The sequence below is a fragment of the Streptococcus mitis genome, from assembly GCF_009496205.1.
Classification (GTDB): Bacteria; Bacillota; Bacilli; order Lactobacillales; family Streptococcaceae; genus Streptococcus; species Streptococcus mitis_BN.
Genome location: NZ_WIJO01000009.1, coordinates 1 through 19972 on the forward strand (window position 1 = coordinate 1; position 19972 = coordinate 19972).

Sequence of the window (19972 nt, forward strand, 5' to 3'; positions counted from 1 at the left end):
AAACTGTTCATATTCTTCTTTAGATAACTCCCCGACAAAATCCAGTAAATCAATTAATTCCCAATAAAATTTCAATATCATCGGTTTATAAAGTTGATTTGTATCTCTATAAAGAGTTGAATTCATAAACTTATAAAGTTCAAATCCCTTGAAAAAATAAATTCCTTTCTCATTTTTTCTACCATAATTTAACTCCCTATTATTCATTTTATTCACAAAATAGGAATCTAGAATAGTAATAAAATCATAATTTAGAGGCAGTCCTTTATTATTGACCCTGTGAATATAATCCAAAATGCCTAAGTCAGGGACAACAATGATATTAGGTTCAGAAATATAATCTGATTTTTCCAATAAAGATATTGCAGTAGATATATCTGTAATTAGCAATGTCGAAACATTACAATCAAAGAATAACCTTTTATTTTTATCAATCATATCAATAATCGTAGATGTGTTACATTTATCTAATTCATCTATAGAAAAAGTAATATTAAAGTATTCAGACATGTTTTTTAAAAGTCGTAGTAGCTGACGCTCTTTTAACTCCTCAGTAACAATACTTTTTAACTCCCGAGACAACTCTTCATTATTACTTGAAGAAATTTTCCCTCTTAATTGTAATCCCGATTTTATTATTCCTATATCAGCACTTAAATCAATAGATGACTCGGCTGATATATCTGAAGTAGTTGATTCTAAATATCTTTTTGTATCTGTTATTTCTACATCAAAATACTGTAGCTGTTGTTGAGAAATAAGCAAGAACTCCTCTAATTTTATCAGCTCGCTCGCTTTTTTTTCAAAATACTCAACCTTTTGATACAGTTCGTCAATGTTTTTTCGAAAATTTGAAATATCTACTCTATTTTTTTGAAACAGAGGAAACTTACTGTTTTGGAGTTCGTTCTGTTTATTTAAAAGCTTAAACTGTTCAAATAAATTACTAGTTTGATTTGATAACTCGTTGCATAAATTATAAATATTTGAATCAATCTCAAATTTTTCTTCAATTTTTTTCAACCTTTTACGTATTATTGAAAAATTTTTGCTTCTTTGATTCTGTTCTAACCAATCATATTTTTTTACTTTTTCCTTAGAATTATACTCTAGAGTCTGATAATACCTGCCATCATTATAAACATAATCATTAATATCATGTTCAATATCGCTCATTCTTCTAGTAATAGCGTTAGGGATTTGCATCAAAATTTCTCTATGAAAATCTTTATTGCCACTAAAATAAGAAACATTTACTACAAGAATTTCTTTGTTATCTTTAGAACCTCTATGATTTTTAACAAATTCCAAAGAAATATTTTTCAGACTTGATTTTCCTGATCCTCTGTTACCACATAAGACAAAAATCCCTTTCTCTTCTATATACATATCCTGCAACTGCTCTACTATTTCTTTTTCTGTAGGCAATAATGAAAAATAGTCTCTAGCATCACGGCTATAAGCACCAATATATTTTTTTCCCGCTGTCAAGATTTACCTCCCTTTACATTTACTCAAATAAAGTTCGTCTTCTTTCTAATACCTCGGATAAGGATAGAACTCTCCCTCTTCCAAACCGACTTTCCCTTCTTCAAAGACTTCTTGGTTCCATTCCATGACAAATTCTTCGGCTTCTGGGTCTTCCAAAAAGTCCATAAGGGCATCTAGCCCAACCTCAGCAGTATCTTTAAGGAATAGCGCAAAATAAGCTAAAAATTCGCGGGAAAATCCTTTTTTAGGTAGGTAAGGAATGACCGTCAAATAGTCTTCCTCATTGACGGTTGATTTGGCAGGATTGTAAAAAAGCACTGCTTCTTCAAAGAGAATATCATCCGATGAAACCTCTCCATCTTCATCCACCATCTCCACACCTGTAGCATTTTGTGCCTCCAATAGAAAACTCACTTCAACCGCGTGGTTGCGCTTGTCCCAACTAATCTCAAAGTCAAAGGGAAAATTCTTCTCCAACTCTTCCTCTAAAACATCTAAAAATCCATATGTTGCCATTTTGTCCTCTTTCTATGCGACTCTTTAATCGCCCCGATTGCTCGGAAATATGCTAAAATAGATACTACCATCTTACCACATATACATCAGAAAATCCACGCTAGAAAGGACTGCTATGCCAGACAATCTCGCGCTTCGCATGCGCCCTAAAACCATAGACCAGGTCATCGGTCAGGAGCATCTGGTCGGACCTGGAAAAATCATCCGTCGCATGGTGGAAGCCAACCGTCTGTCTTCCATGATTCTCTACGGACCTCCGGGCATCGGCAAGACCAGTATTGCCTCTGCCATCGCTGGAACAACAAAGTATGCCTTTCGAACTTTCAATGCGACAGTTGATAGTAAAAAGCGACTGCAAGAAATCGCGGAAGAGGCTAAATTTTCAGGTGGTCTCGTCCTATTACTAGACGAGATTCATAGACTAGATAAAACCAAGCAAGACTTTCTCCTTCCTCTCTTGGAAAGTGGACTAGTCATCATGATTGGGGCTACAACTGAAAATCCTTTCTTTTCTGTCACTCCTGCCATTCGCAGTCGTGTTCAGATTTTTGAGTTGGAACCTCTGTCTAATCAAGACGTCAAAGAGGCGCTTCAGATAGCTCTAAGTAACCCTGAGCGTGGTTTTGATTTTCCAGTAGAACTAGATGAAGATGCGCTGGATTTTATTGCTACCTCTACAAATGGAGACCTTCGCTCTGCCTTCAACTCACTGGATTTGGCAGCTCTCTCTACCCCTGAGAATGATAAGGGCATCCGCCACATCACCCTCGACATCATGGAAAATAGTCTTCAGAGAAGCTACATCACTATGGATAAGGATGGAGATGGCCACTACGATGTCCTCTCAGCCCTGCAAAAGTCTATCCGTGGCTCAGATGTTGATGCCAGTCTTCACTATGCTGCCCGCTTGATTGAGGCTGGTGATTTGCCAAGTCTCGCTCGTCGTTTGACTGTTATCGCTTATGAAGATATCGGTTTGGCCAATCCTGAAGCCCAGATTCACACCGTGACTGCTCTGGATGCTGCCCAGAAGATTGGTTTCCCAGAAGCCCGTATTCTCATTGCCAATGTCGTGATTGATTTGGCCCTTTCTCCGAAATCCAACTCAGCTTATGTGGCTATGGATAAGGCACTTGCTGACCTCAAAACATCAGGGCACTTGCCTATTCCGCGACACCTGCGTGATGGGCACTACAGTGGAAGCAAGGAACTGGGGAATGCCCAAGACTATCTCTATCCACACAACTATCCTGGAAATTGGGTCAAGCAAGACTATCTACCAGAAAAAATCCGCAATCATCACTATTTCAAAGCAGAAGATACTGGTAAATATGAACGGGCTTTGGCTCAAAGAAAGGAAGCTATCGACCGTTTGCGAAAAATCTGAAATCCTTTTCAAAAAATTGCACTTTCCTCTTGATTTTTTTTGAAAAAGTGGTATTATATAAACATAGAAACGCTGTGGTGTACGACTTCACACTTAAGTGTTGACCGACTATTTTTTGTATTATTAGGGAAACAAAAGTCTTCTAACAGCATGTAGGCCGTCTCACACGGAAACAGCTTCAGTTAGAGCGAGTTGCCCACCTGCTTAATTGCGCGGGTTCAATACAAACCGTGAAGTTTCGGCACCAATACAGCTTTTTTCTTTGCCTCCTTAGCTCAGCTGGCAGAGCAGCGGACTCTTAATCCGTGGGTCACAGGTTCGATCCCTGTAGGGGGCATCTAAATACAACAGGAAAAAGCCTTGTAAATCAAGGCTTTTTTTGCTTGTCTATAACTGATTTACCCCATCATTTGTCCCACATTTTAAATCTATCTTTTCTTTTTGAATCAAATTACATCTTTACAAATAGTGTAAAGCCAGTTACTTTTGCTTTGATGCCATACAATATTTTCATGTAGAGAAGACAAATTTTATCTTCTCTTTTTATTTTCAAAATAATAAAAACTGATTTTCTTTTCATAAATCAGACTGAAACTTCCAAATTTTCCATTTTGTTTATTGACATTTCCTCTAAAAAGGTGTATAATATTTTTATTATCAAACTATACTATACTATATAGGGGGTATTGAAATGAAATTTTCTAATCGTTTACTGCTATTCCTTGCAGGAGTTGTTTTTGTCCTTTTAGGACTTTTCCTATTTACAAACCCAGTAGCTAATCTTGTTGCTTACAGCTGGTGGATTGCATTTGGTTTACTGGTTTCTTCTATAGCAGCTATTTTAGGCTATTTCTCTGTACCAAAAGAGCTTCGCTCACCAGCTCATCTTTTCCAAGGGATTGTTAATCTTCTCTTAGCTCTTTACCTCGTTGCCTATGGCTTTGTGACGCTGCCAGTTGTCATTCCAACTATTTTAGGAATTTGGTTAATTGTAGAAGCCATTATAGCTTTCTTTAAAGGCAATCGTCTGGGATTGATTTTCCCTATTATTGGCAACCATATCATGTGGGTAGCCTTGCTTGCATTTTTACTAGGTCTAGTGATTTTGTTCAATCCAGTAGCTACAAGTGTCTTTGTCGTTTATGTCGTTGCCTTTGCATTTTTAATTGTTGGTTTCACCTATATCCTTGATGCCTTTCGTAAATAATCTAGCTGCCATTTTGGGCATATTAAAATAGCTGGGAAGTTACATTCTCAGCTTTTTCTGTTGCCTCCTTAGCTCAGTTGGTAGAGCAGTAGACTCTTAAGCTATGGGGCGCAGGTTCGAGCCCTGCAGGGGGCACATCTAAATCAACAGGAATAAGCCTTGAAACCAAGGCTTTTTTTAACGTCTAATAGCTTTTTGTAGAAAAGTATTTAAAAATAAAAGAGAAGAGAATCTCTCACTCTCTTCTCAGTATATCTTATTAAATTTAGTTTTTCTTAATCTAGCTGATTTTCCTTTGCAACGACAAATTCCTTAACCAATCGATAGATAACAGCAAATATCGGTGTAAAGAATATCATCCCAAGTAAGCCAAAGAGATTGCCTCCAATACTAGCAGCCGCAAGCGTGAAAATAGCTGGCAAACCAATAGACTGACCTACAACTCTAGGATAAATAAGGTTTCCTTCAATCAGCTGTATAACTTGATATAGAAGAAGAGAAAGTAAGGCTTGAGTAGGACTCACTGTGAAGATAAAAATCGCTCCCACAACACAAGCAATCATAGGCCCTACATAAGGAATGAACGATAGCACTCCTGCAAAGATACCTGTCATTACTCCATAGGGTATCCCAAACACGCTGTAACCAACCGCTATCATAACTCCTATGATAACTGCTTCAATCAGCTGACTCATCAAAAATTGGTCATAAGTCTCTAGTGCTACTTGTCCAATGTAAGTCAACTTTATCACCACCTTCTCTGGAAGAAAAACTTTTAGAAGTCGACTCGTCATCGCTGCCAAATGTTCCTTACTGGATAAAAATAAAAAGGTGAAGACTATAATCAAAAAGGCATTCATCAAACTTGAAAAAATATTGCCGATATTACTAGTCAGACCTGATAAAAAACCTATCAAAGCTTGGCTAATAGAACTAGATTGTCCCTGTATGCCTGATACGATAGTTGACAACATGTCTTTGGTTACAAATTCCGAGCTGCCTAGCAATTTCCCAAGTTGAGTAAGGACTGTTGAAAGGACTGTTCCCAGCTGACTAATAGTCTGGGCTAGGGTTGGCAGCACCAAAACCAAAAGAGCAATCACGATTAAGATAAGAGCTAGGAAAACAAGTACCATGGCAATCGGACGACGCAACTCTGCCTTTACCTTCAATTTAACTAAGTACTGTTCAATTTTTTTCATAGGAACATTAAGCACAAAAGCAATAACAGCACCATAAATCAAGGTTGATATTACATCAAAGAGAGAGATTGCTCCTGATATAAAGCTCGATGCATTCAGAATTACAAGAGCAACCAGCCCTATAAAAAGTATTAACGGGGTGTATTTTTTTACTAAGTTCATAAATTCTCCTTAATAAACATGTTTAGATACGACTATACTATTTGGTTTTTCAAACTCTCGATTAAGGTAGGCTTGGTAAGTTCCTGGAGCGATAAATCCTTTGGGTGAGAGGATATCGGTGCCAGCCTGACCGACTATGGTATCAGCCAAGAGCACACAGTTTGTAGATAAGACAAAGTAGGATTTAAACTTAGATTTGATAAATTTATAAAGTTCCCCATCTGTCTCATGTCTGATTTTATAAGCGTAGGTGTAGTCTTCCTTACCATCACCTGTCATGATTTTATCTGCACTTGGCTCCCATGGAATCGTCAGTTGTTTCAATTCAGCCAACTTTTTCTGAACTGCTTTTTCCATTTCAGGCGTCAAATCTATCCCATAACCAAAAAGCGTTTTTTGACTCTCACGTTTACATAGGTCAATGTACTTGTCACGATCACAGAAATATAAGACACCATCTCCTACCATGCCAAATAAGGTCTCAGAAGACGGATCATAGTTGCCATAAGAAATAACACGGCCTTGATAGCAGATATCCACATGACCAATAGCTGAAAACAGGGAGGTCTCAGCTGTATGAACAAAAATTTCTAGCTCTGCTGTCTTACCAGACTTCACTATTCCAAGATGGATATCTTCTTCCTCATCAGCATTTTCCTGCATGAATTTGTTGATTTTTGCTAAAGTACTTGCAGGGATGAGAGCGGCTAGGACAATAGGTAAGCTCATTCTTACACGACGTTTGAGATGGTTTTTCCCAATTTCCTCCTCAAACAAGAAACCATCACGGATATTGGACAGACCATAAAGGAAAAAATAAGCCCCTAAAACAAAGAGTTGAAAGACAGAATTTCCCGTAGAGGACAAAAGACTAGTCCCACCAAGAAAAACTAGTACGAGTCCATCTAGTAAGAGACGAAAACGAGGTCGAATTTTGTTTTTGCGGTAGAGAACATAGGTGACAAGGTTAATACTAGCATGAAAAATCTGATAAACTCCAATCACAAGAGCCAAAATATAAATCGGCACATCCGTCGCAAGATTGGAGCCAAGCAAATATCCCAGCACTAACAATTTAACCAGTGCAACTCCCAAGGTGTCCGTTGACTGACTTTTTTTGAAAATACGTAATACTAAATCTAAGACCGTTGCTATCCAAGCTAAAAACAGAACCAGTCGAATAACCTTTACTGGCAACCAAGTCCCCGTGACCATCAAGATGAGACCTAGCAGAACAAACAAGAACCCCTGAGCAAGTAATTTCTTACCTGTCAGACCTAAAGATAGAATTTTCTCCATATAAAAACCTTTCAACAATAAAAATTAAACACTCCGATTAAACTGACTAGTAAATAGCCAACACTACAAACAGCCTGTGCCAGCAACATATGGTGACTAGAAATGACTGTAGTAATGTCACCATCTTGTCTTATGCACTTCTAAAATTTGTTATATTGATTAGAAACCAGAGCTTATAAAAACTAGCTAAACTCGAGAGATAGACACAATTGCGACGAAAAAATGTATAACCAATTCAACTTGTTAAGGTAAGAAAGCATTATTTCCAATCTATTAATTATTCATCTATTACCTATTATGACACAATATTCCCTATAGTTCAACTTTTTACTTGTTTTTATATTACACGGACTAAAAAGTTTTCAACAGTTGATTGCATGTGTTTTAATAAGTTTTAACCTTTCTTGGTTAGATAAAAAAAGAACCATACAGTTTAGAATCTGTATGGTTTTTGCCCCACTTTTGTCCCATTTTTAAATCATGACATTGAAAATACCTAAAATCACTTATATTTCAATATTTTTAATTGCTCTCAATATGAAAGTCCTTTCCAAATCCCTGTAGGGGGCATCTAAATCAACAGGAAAAAGCCTTGATTTACAAGGCTTTTTTGTGTAGTCTTAGCACTAAAAAACGATAGAAAAAACACCCCTTCTGAACTGCACCCCAAAAGTTAGACAGAAAAAACCTAACTTTTGTGGCGCAGTTCATTCGCGTCACATGAAGTTATTTAAGCATCTCCTTTTCTCTCATTACCATTTTCTGTTATAATAAATTGTACTTCTAAAATAGAAAGGTCTTAAGATGACAACTCTTATTAAACATAAACGTGTAGAATTTTCAGAACTTTTTTATGACCTAGTTTTTGTTTTTGCAATTTCAAAAGTAACTACTTTAATTGACCATCTTCATAACGGTATTTTGACTTGGAATTCTTTCCTTGATTTTTTCATTGCTACTTTGTTTCTCATCGATTCCTGGATGATTCAAACCGATTATACCAATCGCTATGGAAAGAACTCTTTATTTAACATAGTAATCATGTTTATCAAAATGGGAATTTTACTCTTTATAGCCAATATGATTGGACCTGATTGGCAACAATATTTTCATTATCTCTGTTGGGCTATTGGTACATTAACCCTTACCTTATTTTTTCAATATTTGGTTGAATTTTTTAGAAAATCAACCGATGATGCTAATCGGGAAAGTATCAAAGGTTTTCTATGGATAACAGGTCTAGGAAGTTTAGGAGTCTATCTAGCAGCTCTTCTTCCTATTTACCTTAGAGTCTATATCTTATTTGCTAGTATTCTGCTAACATTTATTATGCCAAGTATCTTGCTTAATAAAGATAAGCATTACCAGGTAAATCTCCCCCATTTAATCGAGCGTATCTCCCTTCTTGTCATTATTATGTTTGGAGAGATGATTACGGAGCTAGCTAACTTCTTTACAATCGAGAATTTCTCGATTTATTCGGTTCTTTATTTCATTATTATGATTTCTCTGTTCTTGTTTTATTTTGGTCAATTCGACCATGCTATTGATGAAAAATCTAATCAAAAGAGACTATTTCTAATTTACAGTCACTATCCTATTTTCATTGGACTTCTTATGATGACCGTTTCGATGAGTTTTCTTCAGAATCCTGAAGCTAATCGTCTCTTTGCAACCAGCTTCTCTTATATCGGATTTGGCCTCTTTCAAGCTGCTGTCCTAGTAAATGGGCCCTATAACAAACACTATCTTCGCTATTCGAAAAGTTACTACTGTGTCCAAGCGACACTCTATCTGGCTGCCTTGATTCTCTCTTTAATCTTTGCTTCTAATCCTATAATAGTAGTGAGTATAACAACCATTTTAGCTCTAGCTATAGCCATTCATTTTATTTATTTTTATGTGACACAGAATAAAAAATATTCCAAATCTAACTGGGGGTTCTTTTAATGAGTTTATAACATAAAAAAGCTTTGGGAACCAAGGCTTTTTTGCTTTCTACCTAAACTTTTTCATGATGTATTTCCGTACAGGTTCTTCAACCATTTGAACGATTTCAAATCCTTCTTTTTGGTAAAGGTGCTTGGCCGCTTGATTTGTCTCAAAGACATTTAGAGAGATACTGTCTATATCTCCATTTTCAAAGGCCAAACTAACAAATTTCCTTAAAGCCTGGCTACCTAAGCCTTGCCCCTGTTTCTGGGGGTTGATAAAAAATCTTCCAATATGAAGATTACTGTCTTCTTGCCTGATTTTCTGGATAAGCCCCACAAACTCTTGTCCTTCAAAGATTGAAAAGATTCCTTCCAACTCTTGCAAGACTTGAAGGGTCAGTGGAAAAGGAATCTTTGGTCCCATCCATTGTTCCTGAAAATCTTTCCCCAGGGAGTTGGACCATTGGCATACGAGCTGAGCATTTTCTGTGCTCACATTTTCTTCAAAACGAATTGTCATCTCGACCTCACTATCTTGTCTATGTTTCTCCATTATACTACTTCTCCTATTTTTTACGAATAGATAAGTATGATTGATTTTTATTTTTTTCTTGTCGGGAGCATTCTCGCTTCCTTTCTTGGTTTGGTCATTGACCGTTTTCCAGAGCAATCCATTATCCTACCAGCTAGCCACTGCGATGCCTGTCAGACTCGCTTGCATCCCTTAGATTTGATTCCGATTCTCTCGCAGGTCTTCAATCGCTTTCGCTGTCGCTACTGCAAGGCTCCTTATCCAGTCTGGTATGCCCTTCTTGAACTAGGTTTAGGTCTCCTTTTTCTGGTTTGGTCTTGGGGATTTCTTTCCTTGGGGCAAGTCATCCTAATCACTGCTGGTTTGACTCTGGGCATCTACGACTTCCGTCATCAGGAATATCCCTTACTAGTCTGGCTGACTTTTCACCTAATCCTCATGGCTTTCTCTGGCTGGAATCTAGTCATGGTCCTCTTCCTTGTCCTTGGAATTGTGGCTCATTTTATCGATATCCGCATGGGGGCAGGGGATTTTCTCTTTCTGGCTTCTTGCGCTCTCATCTTTAGCGCGACCGAATTACTGATCTTAATTCAGTTCGCTTCTGCGACGGGCATCCTATCCTTTCTCCTGCAAAAGAAAAAGGAAAGACTTCCTTTCGTGCCTTTCCTCTTACTTGCTGCTTGTGTGATTATTTTTGGTAAGCTACTGCTTGTTTGATAAAGTCCTCAATCGGCTCTCCTTGGTGGAGAGCTTTTACAATTTTCGAACCAACGATAACGCCATCTGACACCGCATTAAAGCGTTCTACATCGGCTTGACTAGACACACCAAAACCTGTCAAGACTGGGATGTCGGCTACTTGATGCAATTGTGCCAAATGCTTGTCCAAATCTGCACGGTAATTTCCTGATTTTCCTGTCACCCCATTGATGGCAACGGCATAGACGAAGCCTTCTGCTCCCTTGATCAACTCTTTTTGGCGATCAATCCCTGTTGTCAAACTAACTAGGGGAATCAAGGCAATGTCTGTGTCTGCCAAAAATGGTTCCACAAAGTTGGCATGCTCATGAGGCAGGTCTGGGATAATCAAGCCCTTAACAGCTGTATCTGCCAAATCTTTGACAAATTTCTCAACACCGTACTGAAAGAGGGGGTTGAAGTAGGTCATAATGACAAGTGGAACCTCTGTTTGAATGGTTTTCAAGGTTTCAACCAAAGCTTGTGTCGAGGTCCCGTGGGCTAGACTGCGCAAGCCTGCTTCTTCGATAACAGGTCCATCTGCGACAGGATCTGAAAAGGGAATGCCCACTTCAATGGCAGAGACACCCAAATCTTCTAAAAAGTGGATTGTTTCAGCGAGACCATCCAAACCTTTCTCATGGTCCCCAGCCATGATATAGGGAACAAAAATTCCTTTTCCAGCTGCTTTGATAGCATTCAATTTTTCTGTTAGTGTCTTAGGCATGAGCTTCTCCCTTCTTTGCTGCATCTGCTTCCAAGCGGTCTTTGACTTGAACCACATCCTTATCACCACGACCTGATAGACAGACAATCATGGACTTATCTGGACCGAGTTCTTTGGCCAATTTCACCGCAAAGGCAATAGCGTGGCTAGATTCCAAGGCTGGGATAATCCCTTCCACACGAGACAAGAGTTGGAATCCTTCCAAGGCTTCTTCGTCTGTCACAGGGACATAGCTGGCACGTTTAATATCGTGGTAGTGAGAATGTTCTGGACCGATACCAGGATAGTCCAAACCTGCTGAGATAGAGAAGGCTTCAAGAATTTGACCATGAGCATCTTGGAGCACATCCATGAGAGAACCGTGAAGGACACCCGGACGACCCTTGGTCAAGGTCGCTGCGTGATGCTCTGTATCCACACCAAGTCCAGCTGCTTCAGCCCCATACATGGCTACTGACTCATCTTCTACAAATGGATGGAAGAGACCGATAGCGTTAGAACCACCACCAACACAGGCTACTAGGGCATCTGGCAGATCTCGACCTGTCAAGTCGCGGTACTGTTGTTTAGCTTCTCGACCAATGACACTTTGGAAATCACGAACAATTTCTGGAAAAGGATGAGGCCCCAAAGCAGAACCAAGGATATAGTGGGTATCATCGATATTAGCTACCCATGAACGAAGGGCCGCATTGACTGCGTCCTTGAGCACGCGCGAACCGTCTGTCACTGCCTCAACCTTAGCTCCCAAAAGCTCCATACGGAACACATTGAGGGCTTGGCGTTTGACATCTTCCTCACCCATATAGATGGTACATTCCATGTTAAAGAGGGCTGCAGCTGTTGCAGTTGCCACACCGTGCTGACCAGCACCTGTTTCAGCGATAATTTTCTTTTTACCCATGCGTTTAGCCAGAAGAACTTGTCCCAAGGCATTGTTAATCTTGTGAGCCCCTGTATGGTTGAGGTCTTCACGTTTGAGATAAATCTTGGCTCCGCCGATATGCTGAGTCAAATTTTTTGCGTAGTAAAGGGGAGTTTCACGTCCCACATACTGGCGCAAAAGTTGGTTTAATTCCTCTTGGAAACTTGGGTCTGCCTGACTTTCACGATAGGCCTTCTCCAACTCCAAAACTGCTGTCATCAATGTTTCTGGGACAAAACGTCCGCCGAATTTTCCGTAAAATCCATCTTTATTTGGTTCTTGATATGCCATTCTTTACCCTCTCTATAAATCTTCTAATCTTTTCATGATCTTTTTGTCCGTCTGTCTCCACTCCGCTTGATACATCTACTACATAGGGAGTAAAGTGTTGAATTGCTTTTACGACATTGTCTTCATTCAGCCCACCTGCGATAAAGAAGGGCTGAGTTAATCCAGTCGTATCCAGTTGACCCCAATCAAAGGGCTGGCCACTTCCTGCCACAGGGGCATCAAAGAGGAGATAATCTGCCTGAGAATTGGGCACATGACCCTCTCCATTCACCTGCACAGCCTGAATACTGGCACAAGGCAAATTCTCAAATAAATCATCTGCCACCTGACCGTGAACTTGAACCAAGTCCAAGCCAACTTTGTCAATCGCTTCTAGCAGTTCTACTCGACTTGGTGAAACAAATACACCAACCTTTTTGACATCTGCAGGAATAAGCTTTGCCAACTCAGCAGCCTGATCCAAGGACACCTGTCTTTTACTAGGTGCAAAGACAAAACCGATGTAGTCTGCTCCTGCTGAAACGGCTGTTTCCACCGCTTCCTTGGTCGATAGTCCACAAATCTTAACCTTTGTCAATCTGCAACTCCTTGATTCTCTGGGCTACATCTTCTGCCTGCATGAGAGCTGTTCCTACCAAAATTCCGTTAAAGTATGGCGCTACTCGTTCCGCATCCTGCCCTGTGAAAATAGCAGATTCAGAAATGTAATAGCGTCCTTCCTTAAAGTGCTGGGACAAGTCTACACTGGTCTGCAAGTCGACTTCAAAGGTAGTCAAATTACGGTTATTAACTCCGATAATTTGAGCTCCAAGGCGGTGTGCTACCTCTAGTTCAGCTAGATTGTGAGTTTCCACCAAGACTTCCAGACCAAGCTCTGTCGCATAGTCATAAAGTTCCTTAAGACGTTCTTCTGACAAGGCAGCCACAATGAGCAAGATGACTGTCGCACCGGCATTGCGAGCACGAATGATTTGCTTTTCATCGATGATAAAGTCCTTGTTAAGCGTCGGAATCTGCACTTGATTGGAAATCTCCCGTAGATAATCCAAATGTCCTTTAAAGAAAACTTCATCTGTCAAAACAGAAATCATCACTGCGCCATTCGCTTCATAAGTCTGGGCCTGTTGCACAATATCCACATCGAGATTGATATCTCCCAGACTAGGGCTAGCCTTCTTGACCTCAGCGATTACCTGCAAGCGTTCCTGATGATTCTTCAAAAATTCTGCCAAGCGATAGGTCTTGCGCAGGGGCTGGATTTCCTCCAGCTCCATCTGCTCGACCTCACGCGCCTTCTGCTCCAAAATTCGTGCTAAAAATTCCTGACTCATTTTTGGTACTCCTGTAACAGTCTAAGTTTTTCAAGGGCCTTGCCACTAGCAATCACTTGACGGGCCAAGGCAACTCCATCCTTAATACCAGCCACCTTACCATTAGCATAGAAACCAAGACCAGCATTTAAGACTGTAGTTTCCAAGAATGGGCTTGGTTCGTTTTTCAGAACGCTGAGCAAAATTTCTGCATTTTCCTGGGCATTGCCACCACGGATATCTTCGATAGCGTAGCGCTCCATCCCCAAATCCTCTGGACTAAAGCTTGATAAGGTGATTTCGCCATTTGCAAGAAGTGCAATCTTGGTTGTTCCATTCAAACCAGCTTCATCCAATCCTTCTGGCCCAGCAACCACAATGGCACGTTTGCGACCCATATTTTTCAATACCTGAGCTGTACTTTCTAGCAGTTCTGGACGACTAATACCAAGAAGCTGTGTTTCCAAAGCCATTGGGTGAATCAGGGGACCAGTCAAGTTCATAATCGTTGGAATTCCCAACTCCAAACGAGCTGGCATGATGTATTTCATAGCTGGGTGCATATTTTTGGCAAATAGAAAGACGATGCCAGTTTTATCAAAGACCTTACCTAGTTCAGCTGGTTTGAGGTCTAGGTTGATGCCCAAGGCTTCGAGGACATCTGCAGAACCCGATTTAGAAGAAATCGAACGGTTACCGTGCTTGGCCATGTGAACACCGCCACCAGCCAAGACAAAGGCTGCAGTTGTGGAAATATTAAAACTGAAAGACTTGTCCCCACCTGTACCACAGTTGTCCATAGCGTCATGGATTTCAGTTGGAATATGTTGGGCATGTCCTCTCATGACTTGGGCAATGGCTGTGCGTTCTTCAGGTGTTTCCCCCTTCATCTTAAGGGCCAAGAGGAGAGAAGCAATCTGCGCCTCCGTTACACGGCCAGTTACGATACGCTCAATGACATCCGTCATTTCCACACCTGATAAATTTTCAAATTTTGCTAGTTTTTCAATAATCTCTTTCATCCTAGTTTCCTCACTTTACAACCTTCTCGATAAAATTCCGAATAGAAGACAAGCCATCTGGCGTTCCAATGCTCTCTGGATGGTACTGGAAGCCATAAATTGGTAGGGTTTTGTGTTGAATCCCCATGATGGCTTGGTCATCAGTCGAACGAGCTGTCACCTCAAAGTCTTCTGGCATTTCCTCAATCAAAATACTGTGGTAACGCATGACCGCACGGCCATCCTCGATACCTTGATACAAAACAGATGGCGCTTCAAAGCTGATATTGCTCTGTTTCCCATGCATGACTTTTGGAGCCAAACCTAACTTACCACCAAAGACTTCTGCAATGGCTTGGTGGCCCAAACAAATCCCTAAAATCGGCTTCTTACCTGCAAAATCACGAATCATGTCTTCCATCTTTCCGGCATCAACTGGCCAACCAGGACCAGGAGAAAAGACCAGACCATCTGCTTTTTCAGCTTCTTCATACAGCTTGGGATCATCATTTCTCAAGACCTGCACCTCCGCAAAATTCCCAATGTATTGGGCCAAGTTATAGGTAAAAGAATCATAGTTGTCAATCAATAAAATCATGGTCTTAGTTCTCCAATTCTAGTCATAGATTTTGCTTTGTTAATGGTTTCTTGGTATTCGTTTTGGGCGATAGAGTCGTAGACAATCCCTGCCCCAGCCTGCACATAGGCTCTTTGATTTTTAAGAATCATCGTTCGGATAGCGATGGCCAAATCCATATCACCCGTCGCAGACAAGTAGCCGATTGCTCCTGCGTATACGCCCCGTTTTTCCGTTTCCAGTTCATAGATGCGTCTCATCGCGCGAATTTTTGGTGCTCCTGAAACTGTTCCAGCAGGAAGTGTTGCTTTCAAGGCATCCATGGCAGTGAATTCTGGAAGCAAACGCCCCTTGACCACACTGGTCAAATGCATGACATAACGGAAAAGCTCCACTTCCATATACTTAGTGACTTGGACACTGGCCGTTTCAGAGATGCGGCCAATATCATTACGCCCCAAGTCTACCAACATCCGATGTTCTGCTGTTTCCTTCTCATCAGACAGGAGGTCTGTCGCCAAAGCCTTGTCTTCTTCATCCGTAGCTCCTCTTGGTCGCGTACCGGCAATCGGATTGGTTGTCACGATGCCATTTTTAACTGAAACTAAACTTTCTGGACTGGCACCGATGATTTGATAATCCCCAAAATCATAGAAATAAAGGTAATTAGAAGGATTAGTCACGCGGAGATTTCTGTAGAAGTCAAATGGATTTCCAGTAACTTCTGCTGAAAAACGCTGACTGAGCACGCATTGGAACATATCTCCATTACGAATCAAGTCACGAGCTGTTTCCACCATTTCCTCAAACTTCTGAGGAGCGATATGCGATTTGAAGTCAAGTGGTGATAAATCCAAATCTTCAAATTCATTTGGAGCAGGAATGCGTAATTCCTCAAGCACTTGATTCAAAGCTTTTTCCAAGTCTTCTTGACTGCGCTCGCTATAAAGAGCATCCTCGATGACATGGATTTTCTCCTTCTTGTGGTCAAAGATCATGTAACTTTCATAGACGAAGAAATGCATGTCTGGCATTCCAATTGTATCTTCAGGAATTTGACCAATTTCTTCATAAAGCGAAATCATATCGTAACCAACAAAACCAATTGTCCCACCACCAAAAGGTAGATCTGAGTGGTGCTGGCTCTTATGAGTCACTTGATAAAGGAAATCCAAGGGATCCTGATCAATCACTTTCCCATTTTGATAAAGAACTCCATTTTCAAACTTAATCTCAAAAACTGGATTATAGGCTAGGATAGAAAAACGAGCTGTTTCCTTGTCTCTCGGAATACTCTCTAAGATCACCTTGTGTTGCCCCTTTAGGCGCATATAAGCTAAGATTGGTGATAAGACATCTCCATGAATGATTCGTTTCATTGTAATTTCCCTTTCAGTTCCTTATTTTTAATTTTTTATCTTTTTCTATTTCCCTTAAATAGTGCGGACGGGAGCAACTTTCTTCAAAATTTCATCCCTAATTTTTAAGCCTTAGGTCTCAAAAATTCCGTCCTATAGAAGCATATTTGCTTCTATAGGATACCACTATGGCGGGAAATATCTTTTAAAAGCTCACTTCGCTAGCAAATTTTTTGTAGCAATCTATTTAATAATGAACAATAATTTAAAACTAAACAGCTGAACCTATAATAAACATATAAAAATCCCCACGCAAAATAACTTGCGTGAGGACGAAATTCGCGGTGCCACCTCAATTATAGGATTTCTCCTATCTCTCATTCCTGTCTCAGAAACCTCCTGTAACAGGCTGTGCGATAAAGGGCACTCCCTTGAGAATTATGTTTTCTTCTCTCGTTTCAGATGGACCCAACCTTACAGCTTTCTCTGCTTGTTTCCAGCAACCACAAGCTCTCTGTGAGAGAAAGGACTGTAATTTTTCCATCTATTATTTTTTAGCTTCTAGGTAGTCCGCAATTGCAGCTACGTCCTTGTCTCCACGACCAGAGACATTGATGATGATAATGTCGTCTTTACTTAGTTTCGGTGCACGTTTAACTGCTTCTGCGATAGCGTGCGAACTTTCAATCGCTGGGATAATTCCTTCAGTCTTGCTGAGGAGGAGGAGAGCCTGAACAGCTTCTTCGTCTGTCGCAGCGACATATTCCACGCGACCTGAATCTTTGAAGTAGGCGTGTTCTGGGCCAACACCTGGATAGTCCAAACCAGCTGAGATAGAGTAAACTGGAGCTAGCTCTCCATCTTCCTTAAAGACTGCATAAGTCTTCATGCCGTCGACAATTCCGATACTACCTTTTGTCATAGTAGCTGCGTGCTTATCTGTGTCAAGTCCATGACCAGCAGCTTCGACCCCAACCAATTTAACTTCTTCATCAGCTACATACTGAGAAAAAGCACCGATGGCATTGGAACCACCACCTACACAGGCAATAACGTAGTCTGGTAAACGACCTTCTTTTTCTAAGATTTGACGGCGAGATTCTTCACTGATGACTTTCTGGAACTCATGGACAATTGTTGGATAAGGGTGAGGCCCCACAGCAGATCCCAGAACGTAGAAGGCTTCAAGGTCATTCATCCATGCTCCAAAGGCTGCATCAACAGCATCCTTAAGAGTTCGTGTCCCCGTTTCAACTGCGTGAACAGTTGCTCCCATCATCTCCATACGGAAGACATTGAGACGTTGACGCTCCACATCTTCTGCCCCCATGTAGACATCACAAGCCATACCAAACTTAGCTGCAGCAGCTGCAGTCGCAACACCGTGCTGACCAGCTCCTGTCTCTGCGATAACCCGTTTTTTACCCATACGTTTAGCCAGAAGAATTTGCCCTAAAACGTTGTTGAGTTTGTGAGAACCAAGGTGGTTAAGGTCTTCGCGCTTGAGATAAATCTTAGCGCCACCTAAGTGGTCTGTCAAACTTTCTGCAAAATAAAGCGGTGTTTCGCGACCTGAATAGTCCTTCAAATAATGGCGAAATTCTGCCAAAAATTCTGGATCATCCTTATACTTGTCAAATGTCACTTCCAACTCATCCAACAAAGCCTGAATAGGCTCTGGTACAAAACTACCACCAAATTGTCCAAAATAACCTTTAGTTGTCATAATTTTTTCCTCATTTTGTATTGATTTCAAGATATGAAAAAAGCCCACACACAGAATTAAATTCCGTGTGAGGGCGTTGGTAACGCGGTGCCACCTCAATTATAAAGGGACTATTTCCCTTTACATCTCTGCCTTGTCTAACAACAAGTTGCACTGTAAGGTGTGCGCACCGAATTTTCATTGTTTCAAATTCATCTTTAAAATCAGCCCACTTTCACTACCTCCAATCACCTGTTCACAATCACCACAGGCTCCCTGAAGATCAAAAATAGTTACTTTTCTGATTTATTGAACTTATTTTAATACTTTGTTTTTTCTTTGTCAAGACTTTTTTACAATTTTTTTGATGAAGCTAGTACTTTTTCAGAAACTGTTTTGAAAGTCTCAATGATATAGTCCACTTCTTCATCGCTTAATTTAGTGTGAAGAGGGAGCGTAATTTCATTTTCAAAGAAGGCATAAGCCTTAGGATAGTTCGCCATATCAAAACCAAGATTCTTATAGGCTGTCAAAAGCGGAAGCGGTTTGTAGTGGACATTGCTTGCAATTCCTGCTTTAGCTAATTCTTGGATAATAAGATTGCGTTCTTCTAAACTCGCTCCTTCTACATGGGTGATGTAGAGGTGGCGTGAAGATTCGACAGTTTCAGTCTTGTGTGCCAATGGATGGATACGAGAACCTGCAAAACCACGATCATAGCGGTTCACGATCTCCTTACGACGTTCTAGCAAACTTGGGTAACGGTCCAATTGTACCAAACCAAGTGACGCCATGATATCGGTCATATTGCACTTGTAGGCTGGTGTGACGATATCATATTCCCATGAGCCCAGTTGCATCTTAGCAAGGGCATCCTTAGTTTGCCCGTGAAGGGAAAGAATTTGGAATTCCTTGTACATTTCTTCGTCATCAATCGCTGGATTGGCTTTCCAAGTGGCACTTCCTCCCTCAGCAGTTGTAAAGTTCTTAACTGCATGGAATGAGAAGGAAGTAAAGTCCGCGATAGAACCAGCTGGTTGCCCTTTATAAGTAGACCCCAAAGCGTGGGCACTATCAGAAACAATCACAATACGGTTAAAAACCTTTTGCCACTTGCTTGAAGCAGTAAAGAGATCACGTTTCTTCTCCACAACTTGGAACAAACGGTCATAGTCGCAAACAATCCCCGCAAGCTCTACTGGAATAATCACCTTAGTCTTTTCAGTGATAGCTTGCTCCAGTAAGTTATAGTCCATCTCAAAAGTATCTGCTTGGATATCCACCATGACAGGAGTTGCTCCTACGTGCGTGATAACACTACATGAAGCTGTATAGGTCATGGCTGGAACGATGACTTCATCTCCAGGTCCCACTTCCAAAACGCGCAAAATCAACTCAAGAGCAGCAGTTGCAGAGTTAAGACAGACAGTCTTAGGCGTCTGTGTGTATTGAGACAAGCGACGCTCCAGTTCTTTTGTCTTAGGACCTGTTGTGATCCAACCAGAACGCAGGGTATCCGCTACTTCAGCAATTTCTGCTTCCGTAATATCGGGTGGTGAAAATGGAATATTGTAATTTGGCATTGATTTGCTCCTTTTATTTGTACTCAT

General features: G+C 40.6%; 18 protein-coding genes, 2 tRNA genes and 2 other annotated features. Of the genes, 6 read left to right on the plus strand and 14 right to left on the minus strand.

Translation table 11 applies throughout. The features are described 5' to 3' along the window. On the minus strand, positions 1-1491 hold a 1491-nt coding region (locus GEZ85_RS02465), incomplete at its 3' end, for a P-loop NTPase fold protein (RefSeq protein WP_409349512.1). Positions 1492-1536: 45 nt separating this feature from the next. Further along, the gene (locus GEZ85_RS02470) at positions 1537-2007 is read right to left on the minus strand and encodes a DUF3013 family protein (RefSeq protein WP_045592523.1); all 471 of its coding nucleotides are present in this window, start codon (positions 2005-2007) and stop codon (positions 1537-1539) included. Between the two features lie 115 nt (positions 2008-2122). On the opposite strand from GEZ85_RS02470, the gene GEZ85_RS02475 reads away from it, so the two are divergent. The 4 genes from GEZ85_RS02475 (at position 2123) to GEZ85_RS02490 (ending at position 4736) form a co-directional block, all read left to right on the plus strand. Continuing rightward, a complete protein-coding gene (locus GEZ85_RS02475) occupies positions 2123-3394 on the plus strand; it encodes a replication-associated recombination protein A (RefSeq protein ID WP_153209266.1) in 1272 nt (423 codons plus the stop codon). 264 nt (positions 3395-3658) lie between these two features. Continuing rightward, positions 3659-3731 (plus strand) — tRNA-Lys (locus tag GEZ85_RS02480). 354 nt (positions 3732-4085) lie between these two features. Continuing rightward, positions 4086-4601 (plus strand): DUF308 domain-containing protein, encoded by a 516-nt coding sequence (locus tag GEZ85_RS02485; RefSeq protein ID WP_153209268.1) that lies wholly within the window; start codon positions 4086-4088, stop codon positions 4599-4601. 62 nt (positions 4602-4663) lie between these two features. Further along, positions 4664-4736: transfer RNA gene (locus GEZ85_RS02490), tRNA-Lys, on the plus strand. Between the two features lie 140 nt (positions 4737-4876). Here the strand turns inward: GEZ85_RS02490 and GEZ85_RS02495 are convergent. After that, a complete protein-coding gene (locus tag GEZ85_RS02495) occupies positions 4877-5965 on the minus strand; it encodes an AI-2E family transporter (protein ID WP_004256071.1) in 1089 nt (362 codons plus the stop codon). A 9-nt stretch (positions 5966-5974) separates the two neighbouring features. Continuing rightward, entirely contained in the window at positions 5975-7264 is a 1290-nt protein-coding gene (locus GEZ85_RS02500; RefSeq protein ID WP_153209270.1) for a DUF308 domain-containing protein, read from the minus strand. Between the two features lie 804 nt (positions 7265-8068). Between GEZ85_RS02500 and GEZ85_RS02505 the strand changes: the two genes are divergently transcribed. After that, on the plus strand, positions 8069-9214 hold the full coding sequence (locus GEZ85_RS02505) for a low temperature requirement protein A (RefSeq protein WP_153209272.1): 1146 nt from the start codon (positions 8069-8071) through the stop codon (positions 9212-9214). Positions 9215-9262: 48 nt separating this feature from the next. Here the strand turns inward: GEZ85_RS02505 and GEZ85_RS02510 are convergent, their stop codons facing one another. Next, on the minus strand, positions 9263-9718 hold the full coding sequence (locus tag GEZ85_RS02510) for a GNAT family N-acetyltransferase (RefSeq protein WP_194251502.1): 456 nt from the start codon (positions 9716-9718) through the stop codon (positions 9263-9265). Positions 9719-9787: 69 nt separating this feature from the next. On the opposite strand from GEZ85_RS02510, the gene GEZ85_RS02515 reads away from it, so the two are divergent. Continuing rightward, positions 9788-10447 carry a prepilin peptidase gene (locus tag GEZ85_RS02515; protein WP_153209276.1) on the plus strand — a complete coding sequence of 220 codons (660 nt, stop codon included), beginning with the start codon at positions 9788-9790 and terminating at the stop codon, positions 10445-10447. Here the strand turns inward: GEZ85_RS02515 and trpA are convergent. The 9 genes from trpA to GEZ85_RS02560 all read right to left on the minus strand — a co-directional run bounded on the left by trpA (position 10419) and on the right by GEZ85_RS02560 (position 19945). Then, the gene (gene trpA / locus GEZ85_RS02520) at positions 10419-11195 is read right to left on the minus strand and encodes a tryptophan synthase subunit alpha (RefSeq protein WP_153209277.1); all 777 of its coding nucleotides are present in this window, start codon (positions 11193-11195) and stop codon (positions 10419-10421) included. The genes GEZ85_RS02515 and trpA overlap by 29 nt on opposite strands. Further along, on the minus strand, positions 11188-12411 hold the full coding sequence (trpB, locus tag GEZ85_RS02525) for a tryptophan synthase subunit beta (RefSeq protein ID WP_153209279.1): 1224 nt from the start codon (positions 12409-12411) through the stop codon (positions 11188-11190). The genes trpA and trpB (GEZ85_RS02525) overlap by 8 nt, the downstream gene beginning before the upstream one ends. Beyond that, positions 12389-12988, minus strand: coding sequence for a phosphoribosylanthranilate isomerase (locus GEZ85_RS02530; protein ID WP_153209282.1), 600 nt, complete (start codon positions 12986-12988; stop codon positions 12389-12391). The genes trpB (GEZ85_RS02525) and GEZ85_RS02530 overlap by 23 nt, the downstream gene beginning before the upstream one ends. Beyond that, the gene (gene trpC / locus GEZ85_RS02535) at positions 12975-13742 is read right to left on the minus strand and encodes an indole-3-glycerol phosphate synthase TrpC (RefSeq protein ID WP_153209284.1); all 768 of its coding nucleotides are present in this window, start codon (positions 13740-13742) and stop codon (positions 12975-12977) included. The genes GEZ85_RS02530 and trpC overlap by 14 nt, the downstream gene beginning before the upstream one ends. Beyond that, on the minus strand, positions 13739-14743 hold the full coding sequence (gene trpD / locus GEZ85_RS02540) for an anthranilate phosphoribosyltransferase (RefSeq protein WP_153209286.1): 1005 nt from the start codon (positions 14741-14743) through the stop codon (positions 13739-13741). The genes trpC and trpD overlap by 4 nt, the downstream gene beginning before the upstream one ends. A gap of 10 nt (positions 14744-14753) precedes the next feature. Beyond that, positions 14754-15320, minus strand: a complete 567-nt coding sequence (locus GEZ85_RS02545; protein WP_084890039.1) for an aminodeoxychorismate/anthranilate synthase component II — start codon at positions 15318-15320, stop codon at positions 14754-14756. Beyond that, complete coding sequence (gene trpE / locus GEZ85_RS02550; protein ID WP_153209288.1) at positions 15317-16678, minus strand: anthranilate synthase component I; 1362 nt, start codon at positions 16676-16678, stop codon at positions 15317-15319. The genes GEZ85_RS02545 and trpE overlap by 4 nt, the downstream gene beginning before the upstream one ends. Positions 16679-16982: 304 nt before the next feature. Continuing rightward, positions 16983-17208 (minus strand) — a binding site (T-box leader). Further along, the gene (gene trpB / locus GEZ85_RS02555) at positions 17205-18386 is read right to left on the minus strand and encodes a tryptophan synthase subunit beta (RefSeq protein WP_261046953.1); all 1182 of its coding nucleotides are present in this window, start codon (positions 18384-18386) and stop codon (positions 17205-17207) included. Its footprint overlaps the feature before it by 4 nt. A 63-nt stretch (positions 18387-18449) precedes the next feature. Next, positions 18450-18681 (minus strand) — a binding site (T-box leader). A 34-nt stretch (positions 18682-18715) separates the two neighbouring features. Further along, on the minus strand, positions 18716-19945 hold the full coding sequence (locus GEZ85_RS02560) for a DegT/DnrJ/EryC1/StrS family aminotransferase (RefSeq protein ID WP_004256034.1): 1230 nt from the start codon (positions 19943-19945) through the stop codon (positions 18716-18718). Positions 19946-19972 lie beyond the last annotated feature (27 nt).